Source organism: Streptomyces jumonjinensis (genome assembly GCF_009600885.1).
In the GTDB taxonomy this organism is placed as follows: Bacteria; Actinomycetota; Actinomycetes; order Streptomycetales; family Streptomycetaceae; genus Streptomyces; species Streptomyces jumonjinensis.
Genome location: NZ_VCLA01000171.1, coordinates 21,614 through 33,215 on the forward strand (window position 1 = coordinate 21,614; position 11,602 = coordinate 33,215).

General features: G+C 68.4%; 12 protein-coding genes and 3 pseudogenes. 8 read left to right on the plus strand and 7 right to left on the minus strand.

What is annotated here, in order from left to right:
- Together FF041_RS38175 and FF041_RS26175 are read left to right on the plus strand one after the other, a co-directional pair.
- A pseudogene (locus FF041_RS38175) lies at positions 1 to 1,030 on the plus strand (pRL2-11); the annotation flags it as partial.
- Positions 1,031 to 1,143: 113 nt separating this feature from the next.
- Positions 1,144 to 1,953 carry a hypothetical protein gene (locus tag FF041_RS26175; RefSeq protein ID WP_153525092.1) on the plus strand — a complete coding sequence of 270 codons (810 nt, stop codon included), beginning with the start codon at positions 1,144 to 1,146 and terminating at the stop codon, positions 1,951 to 1,953.
- A 96-nt stretch (positions 1,954 to 2,049) separates the two neighbouring features.
- On the opposite strand, the gene FF041_RS26180 is transcribed toward FF041_RS26175, so the two are convergent.
- Both FF041_RS26180 and FF041_RS26185 read right to left on the minus strand, forming a co-directional pair.
- Positions 2,050 to 2,226 carry a hypothetical protein gene (locus tag FF041_RS26180; protein ID WP_153525093.1) on the minus strand — a complete coding sequence of 59 codons (177 nt, stop codon included), beginning with the start codon at positions 2,224 to 2,226 and terminating at the stop codon, positions 2,050 to 2,052.
- Positions 2,227 to 2,290: 64 nt separating this feature from the next.
- Positions 2,291 to 2,554, minus strand: coding sequence for a hypothetical protein (locus FF041_RS26185; RefSeq protein ID WP_153525095.1), 264 nt, complete (start codon positions 2,552 to 2,554; stop codon positions 2,291 to 2,293).
- A 276-nt stretch (positions 2,555 to 2,830) separates the two neighbouring features.
- On the opposite strand from FF041_RS26185, the gene FF041_RS26190 reads away from it, so the two are divergent.
- From FF041_RS26190 to FF041_RS40145, 4 genes are all read left to right on the plus strand, one after another.
- Complete coding sequence (locus tag FF041_RS26190; protein WP_153525096.1) at positions 2,831 to 3,082, plus strand: hypothetical protein; 252 nt, start codon at positions 2,831 to 2,833, stop codon at positions 3,080 to 3,082.
- Positions 3,083 to 3,286: 204 nt separating this feature from the next.
- On the plus strand, positions 3,287 to 3,583 hold the full coding sequence (locus tag FF041_RS26195) for a hypothetical protein (protein WP_153525097.1): 297 nt from the start codon (positions 3,287 to 3,289) through the stop codon (positions 3,581 to 3,583).
- A complete protein-coding gene (locus tag FF041_RS26200) occupies positions 3,580 to 3,828 on the plus strand; it encodes a hypothetical protein (RefSeq protein ID WP_153525099.1) in 249 nt (82 codons plus the stop codon). The genes FF041_RS26195 and FF041_RS26200 overlap by 4 nt, the downstream gene beginning before the upstream one ends.
- A 75-nt stretch (positions 3,829 to 3,903) precedes the next feature.
- A complete protein-coding gene (locus FF041_RS40145) occupies positions 3,904 to 4,032 on the plus strand; it encodes a hypothetical protein (RefSeq protein WP_267133232.1) in 129 nt (42 codons plus the stop codon).
- Positions 4,033 to 4,467: 435 nt separating this feature from the next.
- On the opposite strand, the gene FF041_RS26205 is transcribed toward FF041_RS40145, so the two are convergent.
- Both FF041_RS26205 and FF041_RS26210 read right to left on the minus strand, forming a co-directional pair.
- Positions 4,468 to 5,709 carry a hypothetical protein gene (locus tag FF041_RS26205; RefSeq protein ID WP_153525100.1) on the minus strand — a complete coding sequence of 414 codons (1,242 nt, stop codon included), beginning with the start codon at positions 5,707 to 5,709 and terminating at the stop codon, positions 4,468 to 4,470.
- 488 nt (positions 5,710 to 6,197) lie between these two features.
- Positions 6,198 to 6,359 (minus strand): hypothetical protein, encoded by a 162-nt coding sequence (locus tag FF041_RS26210; RefSeq protein ID WP_153525101.1) that lies wholly within the window; start codon positions 6,357 to 6,359, stop codon positions 6,198 to 6,200.
- Between the two features lie 98 nt (positions 6,360 to 6,457).
- Between FF041_RS26210 and FF041_RS26215 the strand changes: the two genes are divergently transcribed.
- Positions 6,458 to 7,393 (plus strand): protease-associated domain-containing protein, encoded by a 936-nt coding sequence (locus FF041_RS26215; protein WP_153525102.1) that lies wholly within the window; start codon positions 6,458 to 6,460, stop codon positions 7,391 to 7,393.
- Between the two features lie 67 nt (positions 7,394 to 7,460).
- On the opposite strand, the pseudogene FF041_RS26220 reads toward FF041_RS26215, so the two are convergent.
- From FF041_RS26220 to FF041_RS26230, 3 genes and pseudogenes are all read right to left on the minus strand, one after another.
- A pseudogene (locus FF041_RS26220) lies at positions 7,461 to 9,121 on the minus strand (DEAD/DEAH box helicase family protein).
- Between the two features lie 46 nt (positions 9,122 to 9,167).
- A complete protein-coding gene (locus tag FF041_RS26225) occupies positions 9,168 to 9,635 on the minus strand; it encodes a hypothetical protein (protein ID WP_153525104.1) in 468 nt (155 codons plus the stop codon).
- A gap of 115 nt (positions 9,636 to 9,750) precedes the next feature.
- Complete coding sequence (locus FF041_RS26230) at positions 9,751 to 10,791, minus strand: hypothetical protein (RefSeq protein WP_153525105.1); 1,041 nt, start codon at positions 10,789 to 10,791, stop codon at positions 9,751 to 9,753.
- A gap of 416 nt (positions 10,792 to 11,207) precedes the next feature.
- Here FF041_RS26230 and FF041_RS39415 point away from each other — a divergent pair.
- A pseudogene (locus FF041_RS39415) lies at positions 11,208 to 11,602 on the plus strand (hypothetical protein); the annotation flags it as partial.

Here is an 11,602-nt window from a genome sequence, read left to right on the forward strand (position 1 = left end):
GATTCCCGGGGTCACGTACTGCCGCGACATCGCCGATATCCACGACGCCCTGGTCGAGCTCGGCATGGAGGGACGGCGCCGGGTACGGGTCGCGGACGAACTCGGCATCGACCCGGACCCGGACGCCATCGGACCCCGGCTGCTGATCCTCCTCGAAGAGGTCAACGCCACCATGCGCCAGCTCGCCCGCTACTGGGAGAAAATCCGCGAGTCCGGCGACCCGAAGACCAGCCCTGCGGTCGACGCGCTGATGGAGATCCTGTTCATGGGCCGCCAGGTCCGCATGCACGTCCTCCTGGTCGCCCAGTCCGCGACCGCCCGCGCCCTCGGCGGCCCCGAAGTCCGCGAGCAGTTCGCCACCCGCATCCTCGCCCGCTACAGCGTCAACGCCTGGCGCATGCTCGCACCCGAAGTCCACCCGGCACCGAAGTCCACCAAGCACCCCGGGCGCGCCCAGGTCGTCAGCGGCGGCGCCGCACGGGAGACCCAGGTCCTCTTCTTCACCGAAGCCGAAGCCCGCCAGTGGGCCACCACCGGCAAGACGGCCACCGACGGCGGCAGGGAAGTCGGCCCCGCGCACGGACGGAGCGCGGTCCTCCCGCCGCAGCCACAGAAGCCGCCCGCGCCCGCCGGCTCTCTCGCCGGCACCCGGAGCACCACGACGGCCCCGACCCCGGCCGCGCCCGATCCGGCCCCAGCCCCGGCCGCTGACCGCGACGTCTCCGCCGATGCCCGGTGCCTCCCGGCTCCAGCCGCCGGCCCGGGCGACGTCGCGCCCAGCGCCCCGGCGACATCACCCGCGAGCCCGGCCCCGGCCGACGACGACCAGGCGGTCGGACTGCGTGAGGCCCACCAGCACCACCTGCCGGACATCACCGTCGCCGCCCTGCGCTACGCCCGCGCCAACGACTGCACCTTCCCCAAGCCGGTCGGCAAGCGGGGCGCCGAACTCCTCTACCGCGTGGGCGACCTCAAGAAGTGGGCCCGCAACCGGCCCCGAGCCGCCACGGGCGGCACCGGCCTCGACTGACCGACCGGCCTCACCCGGCCCGTGAAACGGGCCCTGTCCGCTTCCGCCGACACGATCCCCCCACGCAAACAGCCGGTTCACCGGGCACACCACAGAAAAGGAACACCCCCGCCATGAAGAAGAAGACCGTGCTCCCGAAGATGCTGAGCTTCTCCGCCCCCGACCTGCGCGAGCAGATAGAAGCACTCCCTGCTGGGACTGCGCTCATCGGCATCAGCACCCTCGGCCGGGCCATCGCCGTCGACCTGGACGCCGAATCCCCCCATGTCCTGGTCTGCACCGGTGCCGGCGGCGGCAGCACCACACTCCTGCGCTCCCTCACCGCCCAGTTCCTCCACCAGGGCGCCCACGCCCTGGTCCTCGACCCCAAGCGGATCTCCCACCTGTGGGCCAAGGCCCTGCCGACGGTCACCCACCGCGGCAACGTCGCTGGCATCCACGACGCCCTGACCGGCCTCGCCGACGAGCTCAAGCGCCGCCTCGACCTCGACGGCGACCTAGCCGACGTGCCCCGCCTGATCGTCGCGCTCGACGAGGCCGACGCCACCGTGCGGCAGCTCGCCCGCTACTGGAAGACGTTCCGGCAGAAGGACGACCCGCAGACGTCCCCGGCCATCACCGCGCTCGAGGACGCCCTCTGGGCGGGACGCGCGGCCCGCGTCCACGTCATCCTCGACGGGCACCCCGCCGGTGCCCTCGGAGCGGCGGCCCGCGAGCAGTTCGCCACGGTGATCCTGGCCCGGGTCACGGCCGACACCTGGCGCAGGCTCGCCCCGATCGCCGGACCCGCCCCGAAGCAGAGCAGGCACCCGGGACGCTTCCACGTCATCCAGCACAGTGCGGTCCACGAGACGCAGGCGATCGTCATGACCGACGCCGAAGTCGTCAACTGGCTCACCGACCCGGACGACAACCAGAGCTGACCCCAGCCACACCACGGGTCCGGGACGCACACGTGTGCGTCCCGGACCCGTGGTGTGCTCAGGTTCGCGCCGCCCGGCGACACCGCGAACCCGGTGTCACACCGGAACCGGCTGCGGCTCCTCTAGCACCCCGGCGACCTTCCGCGCCAGCGCCGCCATCCGCGGCGGCAGAAAGCTGTCCAGGGAATCGACGTCGTCGCACAGCCGGGCGCGCAGCCCGTGCAGACGCCCAGACGCCTCCTGCAACTCCTGAATGACGCTGCACGCCGTCACCAGGGCACACCCAAGACGCCCCTGAATCCGTTGACCCGGAGATCTCTCCACGGACCAGGACGTGTCAGTCGCGTGTGCGAGGCTGCGCCTCATGAACGAAGTACCCCGCCCGCCTCTTCAGGAGGCTGCCCGAAGAGCCGCAGAGGCCCTTGCAAGCCCCGCTCTGGATGCCCTTCGCGAGCAGATAGCCCGGACTGTCGCCGCCCACAATCAAACCGCTGCACAGCGCCAGGCTGCCCTCGCTGAGCGGCTCGACTTCCTCCGGCCCCGCCGCGCAGAGGCTGACCAGTTCCTGGCACAGCTTCGCGAACAGATGCGCCAGCGCCACGAGCCAGCCGTATCAGCAGCGCTGAGCCGCCTGGCAGAAGCCGCCCGCCAACAACTCACCACCAGCCTCGTCAGCCCACCCAACCGGGACACCGCCGCCTTGAACCGGGCTCTTAACGGCCTGGGCAGCCTCCGCGCGGTCGATCAGCGCGTCCAAGCCCTGATCACCGAGTCTCTCCGGCGCGCCCACGAGCAGGCTCTCTCAGGGACACTCGCCCCAAACCCGGTCCCTGACGACCTTGTCGCAGCTCTCGAACCAGCCGCGCGGAACCTTGTAGTGCCCGAGCCGATCACCCCGCTTTCCCGCCAGGACCAGCGCAGCATCTTCGTCTGGTTCCTCGGCATCCTGGCCTTCCTCTACCTGATGCAGGCCACACTCACCAGCGAGGCTGCCGACGAGCTCATCGAAGACGCAAGCAACGTCACCGGGTTCGCCATGATGACCATGCTCGCAGCGGGCACCCTGTGGGACCGTTTGCACCCGCCCTCCGAGCAGGACCAGGAAACCACCCCGGAATCCGGGAACTGACGATCTCACTGTCGTCCACCCGTTGAGCCGAACAGAGATGACCACAGAGACAGTCGCCCTCCGGTTCTCCCGCATCGAACGCCGGCGCGGCGGGATCACCTTCCCGGGTGAATCCCGCCCCGCAATGCCACACCAGGGCACAGACAGGCGTGGACGGCAGCAGACTGGCCTCGCCACTGGGCGTGTGAAGAGGAGGAAACGGAGTTGGCGAACACGGAGAAAACGCTGACGACCACCCTGAGTGACGGCTGCCAGGTCGAACTACCGGGCACGATCCGCACCATCCGGCAGGCCCTGGATCCGGAAATGGCAGCCGAGTTCATTCGGGAAGCCGAGGACGCTGGCATCGGCGAACTCCCCGGTGTCCTGGCCCGCTGGGCACTGCGCACCCCGCAAGCCCATGATCCGGGCGAGGAGGAACAGATCGCCCGGATCCGGGCTGGTGACATGACCGGGCTGATCCACGCCGACCAGACCGACGCCTACCGGAGCGCCGGATGAGCATGCGCATCGCCTACACCCCCGCCGCCGACGCCGAACTCCGCAGCCTGTCCCGGGAACGGCGCAAGGAATTCGACCGGGGCATGGAAGCCCTTGCCCGCTCCCCGTACGGCTCCGGCTCCAGCCCCGTAAAGGGCGAGCGTGACCGCCGGGACGCGACGATCGCGAACATCGCGTTCATCACCTACATCGTCAGCGAAGCCGTCGTCACCGTCACGGTCGTCAAAGCCGTACGCCTCCCCTGACAGGTCCCCCTGTCTCCTTGCGGAGGCCGGGGCTTTCACACCAGGCCGCCCCTTCCGATCACTTCTGGTATCCCCATGACACGACCAGCAGTCGTCGGCTACGGCACAGCGTCGGTCGCGGCGGCGAAGCCCCCGGCCAACTCTGCGCTCCACGGCCAGGCGGAGCGCCTGGGCTCCGGCCCCGGCCGCGCGCCGTCGCCGTGACCGCTGACTCGAGGCCGCGCCTGCGGCCGTTCCACGAGGACCGCACGGTCGGCCGCCTCCAGGAGCAGGAGACCGGCGTCGGCACAGTGGAGCAGCCCCCGACGCTTGAAGCCGCCGCCAAGCTCCACGACGGCATCCGCGAGCACGCCCTCGCCCACGCGAGCCCGCGCGGAGATGGCCGCCGCGCTTCCCAGACCAGGAGCCCGAGCCTGATGAGTCCCTGGAGCGGCAGCCCGTCTGGAAGCCAGCCCAGGAAGCCGAAGTCGAGGGCGGTGAAGAAGGAGGAGCTGAGCAACCAGCAGCGGCTCCAAGCGCCGGACGGCGATGCGGATGGTGCTATGAGTTCGCGCTCGCGGGCCCGCAGCAGCACGTCGCAGGCCTTTCACCCTCCGCCCTGCCGTCCGAGAGCCGGTACCTCGCTGCGATCAGAGGTGGTCACTCGACTGACAGCGGGGTGGCCCGGGTGAGGAATTCACGAGGTTGGAAGACCAGACGCCACTGCCCCGGCATCGGCTCGGGACATGGATAGGCCTGGGCGTCTTCCCTGACCCATCGCAACTCGGCGCTGACGCGTTGCCCGCCCGAGTGGTCCAGGACCGCCAGCACGGTGCCGGCGGCCGCCATGTCGTGACGGATCTCGCGGATCTCGAAATCGGCCAGCGGGAACGGTTCGAAAGCCCGGCGGACCTCGCTGCGCACAGACTTTCCGTGCTTGCGGTGAAGCCCGTGGGTCATCAGATCGCTGAGGGAGCCGTAGTTGCGGCGCTTCCAGCAGGTCAGCAGCTCATGGGTCTGCTGGTAGAGGGGATGGCCGGTGAAGTTCTCGCTGCCCGGCAGGTATTCGACAGGCTTCCATCGCCTGTTGGCGTGCTCTACCTTGGCCTGCTCCCTGAACGCGCCGAACGCCTTTCTGAACTGCCGACCCACGCTGGACCATGTGGGAGGCTCCTCGGCCTGATGCTGTTGCTCCTTCTCGCGCGCGACGGCCCAGTCGGAGACGGCGAGGAGTCGGTTGAAGGCCTTGGTCGCCACGGTGACGTTGTCGTAGTTGAGGATGCTGCCGTGCACGATGCCGTTGCGGTACAGCTCGTAGACGGGTTCCTCCTGGGTGGCACTGCGGCCCTTGGTGAACGTCTTGTGGGCGTGGGCGAGACCGAGGTGGTGGCCGACGACGCTGTCCCAGGCGTGGAGTTCCTCGGGCTTGCGGGCGTGGAGGCCTCGCCGTACGTTTTCGAACTCGTTGACGAAGCCGTCCATGACACTGAGCAGGACATGGACCGTGGCGTAGAAGCGGCCGTCGAAGTAGTCGCGGCGGGCTTTGTCGACCAGGTCCAGTCGGCGGCGCATGGCGGGCAGTTTCCACAGGGGAAGAAGCATCAGCGTCAGGCGTTCAGGGTCGTGGTAGTGCTCGATCAGCAGCTGCTCGGCCCGGTCCGCGTCGCCGTCCGCGGCGGCCAGGACGGAACGGACCGCCGTGAGAGAAAGCCGGTCGTGCAAGATCCAGTGCTTCTCACCAAGCAACTGGTAAAAGGCATCGATGGTCTCCGCCATCTCACGCAGCTGCGTCTCGATCGACGCAGCTTCTTTCCGGCCTCCTTTCCTGAGCAGACGCAGCAGCTTCAACTGCAGCTCCAGTTCAAGGAACGAGGGGAGATCGCGAGCTGATTCGTACGACATGCGGCCGATAGTAAGGACCGGCACTGACATCGGCAGCCCGGATTCACCGCGCTCTCGGACCCGGCCAGAGCCCGAAGCAGGCAGGCACGAAACGTGACAGGCAAGCGAGAACCCCTCCGCAAACCCCGCCGATATTCGCCGCCTCTGCCACGAACGACACGGGTCACCACGCTGTCTGAGACGCTGCAAGGAGCTCGACATCCCCTCTACACGTGTCTGGACCGCCTCACCGAACCCGCCGCGGCTGCACCGTAGTTCACGCAGCGGGGGAGCGGCCCAAGATCCCAGGGCCTACGTGAACACCAGTGCGATGCCATGCCCTGAGCAGCGGCATCGCACTGACCTGTGTGTGTAGGCCCTGGGCCGGGATGCTGCGGACCCCAGACAGCGAAACAGCCCCGGGCGCACAGTGCGCCCGGGGCTGTTTCGCTGCCGTGTTCACGACGCCGCCCACGCCACTCCGGAAGCGGCGCCGTGAACGTGTTCTCTTACCAGTCGTCGGGGGCGCTGCCCACCCACGCGATCGGCTGGCCCTCGCTGGTACGGCCCCAGTGCGGCTCCTCCATCTCGTGACCGTCGTCCAGGACGCAGACCCGTCCCCAGCGGCCGTGCTTGCCCAGACTTGTAGCCAGCCTGTCGTGATCGCGCACGGACGGCCCTCTGTCACCACGAAACGCAGAAGCCCCTGGTGTCAGTGGTGGGTTCTACGCTTATGAGCTCTGCAGCGCTGAGCAAGGAGAGCCGGTCCATGGCCATCGACTTTGTTGCCCTACATGAGCCGCTTGTGGAGTGGGTCCACGAACAGACGGCCGCAGACTCGACGGAGTACGTGACGATTACCGCCTTCGGCGAACTGCATGGTCTCGACGAACAGCAGTCCTTCCGCCTACTGCTGACATGCAAGGCCTGGGGCCTGCTGAGCGATCGCTGGGCCACGACGGATGATCCAGCCGCCAATCTGACACCACAGGGACTGCAATGGGTGCAAGAACGCCAACGTCTGCGTGCTGACCCCCGAGCGCGCAGTGCCGCTGCACGCAAGGGCCTGCTGACCTGGCTATGGACCCAGAAGGAGGAAGGAATGGGCTCGCCCAACGTCAACGGCGTCCTCCAATCTCCCCTCTCGCTCTTCGAGGGCGAACGACTGACACCTGGCGAGATCGACCGCGCAGCGGCATACCTGCTCGCCAAGAAACTGATCACAGGGAACAAGTCCGGGCAGCTCGATGGGCCCGCCCGAGCCGAGATCACTACGGAGGGGCAGGACTGCGTGGAGCACTTCGATGGCGACGCGAGCGCGTACGAGCGTCGCAACAGCAGCGGCAATACGACGTTCAACATCGCCGAGAACACCGGCAACATCGCCGCGAACAGCCGTGACTTCACCATGAACGCCACGACCAACAAGGACGGGATCGACCCCGCCAAGGTCGTCATGCTCGCCCGTGCCCTGCGTCAGGCGGCGCCTGCTCTGGAGCTGCCGGAAGAAGACGCTCTCGAGTTCACCCAGCTCGCCACGCGTCTCGAAACCGAAGCCGCCAACGGATCTCCCGACCCGGGCAGGCTCCAGCGCTGGGGCGGATCCATCGTCGGCATCCTCAACTCCCCTGTCGTCAGCGGAGCCCTGGGAAGCGTACTCGCCGCATACACCGGGACGGTGCTTCCGGGCCTGCCCCCCGCGTAGTACCGCAACTCAGAATGAACCACGGGTTGGGCCGCAAGAGAGAACTCTTGCGGCCCAACCCGTTTCACTACGCCGCTGCCCACTCCAGCCCGAGGCCGGCGAGCGCCTGGAGCTTGTCGGAGGTCAGCTTGGCCCGGCGGCTCCGGTTGTTGCTCAGGAACACCCCGAGCTTGACCTCCGAACCGTCCGGCAACACCTCTACGTGGGCCCTGGGCACCTTCACAGACCCGGTGCGGGCCTTGTACTGCGCCAGGGCCGCCACGCCTTTCTCGAAGGCGCTCATGGCCGTCTTGGGGGCCTTGGCGGGCTCCGGCTCCGGGGCAGCGGGACGACGCCGAGCTGCTCCAGGAGCTCGCGCTGCCTGTCCATCAGCTGTGTCCAGACGGTGTGCTGACGCTGCTTCGCCAGCCATTTGCCGATTTCGATCTGGGAGCCGCGGGTGTCGGCGAAGCAGATCGCTTCTACGCCGTGTTCGCCGGTGATGTCGACGCCTTCGCCGAGGACGCGTACGGAGGCGAGGAAGGCCCGGTGTACGCGGTGGTTGTCGGCGTTGATGCCGTTGGCGAACTGGCGGATCACTTCGCGGCGTTCGGCGACGAGGTGGTCGCCGCACAGCCACTCGGCCCAGACGCGGTCCGGCGGGACGTGGCGGCCTGCTTCGAGCTCGTAGAGCTCGGCGTCGATCGACGACGCGGGGAGCGCCTCAGCGTCCTTGAGCGCCTTGTTGGACGCTTCGGTGCGGTAGAGCTCGGCAGCAGTTTCCGGGAGCTTGGCGGCGAACGCCTCGGCTTCTTCGACCCGCTGGTGGAACGTCATCAGGGTGCGGAGGTTCTTCGCCGCGGTGTGCTCCAGGAGTGCGGTCTGCAGCAGCGCGAGCCGTCGGCCCCGCAGCGCCTCTTCGGAGATGCCGAGGGCGGGTTCGGGGTCGCGGATTTCGAGGACGTCGATTTCGAATCCGGCGAGGATTTCCCGTTCGATCGCCTCCGAGAGCCCGAGGTCGACGATCCGCTCTCCGTACGTGGCTGAGTCGTCGCTCATGGAGGCGATTTCCAGCTCACGTCCGTCCTTGCCTTTCTGCGGGCGGGGTGCGGCGAGGATGCGGGGGGTGGCGGTGAGGTAGAGCCGGAAGCTGGCGGGGATCCGCTGGTTGTCGTGGATGGCCGCCCAGGGTCGCCCGAGATCGCCGGCGGTGCCGTGGGCTTCGTCGACGACGGCGAGGTCGAACGGGTCCATGTGCTGTCCGTACAGCCGCGCTCCGCCTGCCAGGGCGGTTTCCAGCGGCCCGCGGACACGCTTCTGACCGGTCCAGTCGGTGGGGTCTTCCCGGTCGACGAGGGAGGCGTAGGTGGCGAGCACGACGGCTGGCCCGGTCCCGGCCCAGAGCGCGAGCTGGACCGGGTTGGTGGTCGCCCGGACGTCGAGCTGTTTGAGGACGGTGTCGCTCTCCAGTGAGCACACGGCGACCATGGGGGCCCGGTGGCCGACTTGGCGCCACGCCTGCGCGGTCTGGACGAGGAGATCGAGGGTGGGCACCGTCACCAGGATCCGCCCGCCCCGGAAGCACTCCAGCGCGGCCACGGCGGCGGTGTATGTCTTTCCGGAGCCGGTCGCTGACACGACGGTGCCGCGGAGTCCGTCAGCGGGCACAGCGGATCTTGCCGGGAATCCGGCCCATTTACGGATGCGCGCATTCGCGTCCACCTGATGGTTCCGGAGCGTTACCGCCATTTCCAGGGGCCCTTTCAATCGGGTTCTCGGTGTGCTGTTCCGGATGTCAGCGCGGGGTGAAAGCGGGGACCGACACGGTGCTGTCCTCGCCCACGACGGCGTGTTCGGCGAGCTGCGCCACGATCTGGTCGGGGGTGAGCCGGGCCCGGGCGGCGAGCGCTCGGATCCGCCGGCCTGCGGGCGCGGACAGCCACGCTTCCGCCCGCAGCTCGTCCTTCGCCTCCCGCAGCCGCTCCTGGTGCGCGGTCTGGCTCGCGATGAATGCCGTCCGCTGGGTCTCCCGCTCCCGGGCCCGGGCGCTGCCCTCCGCGTCCTGCTCGGGTTCATAGGTCTTCCAGCCGGATGTCTCCATCAGGGCCTGGACCCGGCGCCATTCGTGGTGCCGGGCGGCCCACAGCTCCGCCAGTTCCTCCGGGTCCGCCCCGGCCCACTCCGGCTCCCGGGCTGGAGCCTGCGACTCCTCCTGTGTTTCCCGCTCCCGCACAGCGGCCTCGGCCACTTGGGCGGTGGTCATGCCCGTGACCTGCCGCCGGACCCCATCCCGCGCCCGGTCCTCAACACTCCAGATCACCGCTGTTCCCGTTCTTTTGAGTCGCTGTCGTTCCCGTCTCCTGTTGGCGGGGTGTTGTTCACGGCGTCTGGCTTGGGCTGGTCCAGGTGTGGGAGATGTCGTTGAGCCAGGTGCCGGGGAGGGCGTCGGCCCAGACGCTGGCGAGTGCGAGGGGGTTGGTGTCGAGACGTTCGCAGACGGCGAGACCGGCGGGTTGGGCGAGGAGCTGGTAGCGGCCGTGTGCGGTGTTGGCGCTGCCGGGGCCGTGGTCGCGGTAGAGACGGGTGATCCGGTCACGGTGCTGCTCGGCGAACTCCTCCAGCTGGCCCGGGTAGGCGGCGCGTTCCTCGGGGGTGAGGGTGGTGAGGATGAGGCTCAGGATCTCGCGTGAGAGAGCGGGGTCGACGCAGGCGGGGTCGATGAGGCCGGTGGTGAGCTGTTCGGCCGTCTGTTCGGTTGCTTGCAGGTTGTGGAGGTCGGTTCGGCGGCCGCGGCCGGGGCGGGTGGCGAGGGCGGTGATGATCTGGGTGGGGCGGTAGAGGGAGCCGCCGCCGCGGCCGGGTGCCCGGCCGGCCGGTGTGAATCCTCCGCGTTTGAGGACGCGGTAGGCGCTTTGGGCGGCTGACGGTCCGGTGAATCCCATGTAAGCGCCGGCTTGTTCGAGGTTCCACAGGGCCCCGCTGTCGCTGTCGTCCGGGCCGGGGGTGCTCATGCGGCCGGCGAGTGCGGCCTCCAGCTCGGACAGTCGGAGCTGCTCCTCGGCGATCTCCTGCACGGCAGCCGGGATGCTGCTGCCGGGAAGGTGAACGGCGCAGAGTCCGGTGCTTCCGGCGGGAGTGGTCGGGCATTCGCTCGTGGCGCACAGCTGCTGTACCTGTGCGGGATCGGCGGTCAGCACACAGCGGAAGCCCCGGGCCGCGCCGGTGATGAGGACGGTGGCCCCGTTGTCGTCGGCGTTCTCGACGGTGACGTCCTGGTCCAGGGGCGTGCGTGTCGTCGACGCGAGGCCTGCGAGGGCGATCACCGTCTGGGTGGGGGCGCTCCATGTGGTGCCGTCCGGGCCGGCCAAGGGGACGGGCCCGTTCAGCGCGGTTTCGAGCAGTTCATGGAGGGTGGGCATTCGCTCTCCTTCGGTTGATGGTGCGGGGCTTGCGCCCGCTGGCGGGGACGGGTGCTGCCTGTCTGGTGTGGGCGTGGTTTTCCCGGTCTGTCGGCCCCGGGTGCTGTGCCGGCGGGGTGGTTCTCGGGCCCCGGGGGGTTCTGTTCGGTTCTCCTGCCCCCGGGGTGCCGGGGATGGTGCGGTGGTGTGGTGTTTTCGGGGCGTCCCCCGATCACATGTCTAACTATGTACGATGCTCGTACGTACGGTCAAGTGGGTTGGCTGTTTTTCTCGCGATTTATTTTCGTCACGCGCGGCCCTCTTCGGTCTCATGATTTTTCGAAGAATCCCATTGACACTTCGTACGAGCTTCGTACACACTTGAGTTGTGAAGGGGAGAGGAACCCCCGGGAGCGAGACTCACTCTTCTAGGAGGAATGATGACTGGAACGCCGTTGGTGATCTGGCACCGTCCGGAATTCCAGGGCAGGGAGGCGGAGTTGATCCATCCGAGTGCTATCGCTGCTTTGGCCGGTGTCACGCGGGCAGCGGTCACCAATTGGAGCAACCGGCACGCGGATTTCCCTGCGGTGGTCGCTGTTCAGGGGGCTGAGAGGTACGCTCCCCGGCTCTACGTCCGGGCTGAGATCGAGGCATGGCTTCCGTCTCGGGCACGGAAAGGCCGTGAGCGCTGCGAAATCCTCGCAGAGAAGGCCTATCGGGCCACACGCCGGATCAGGCAGGAGGAGCAGAATATCGAAGCGCTCACCGTGAAACTGAACGAGGCGAATCAGCGTCTCGCAAGCGCCCGTGAGGAGTTAGAGACACTCAA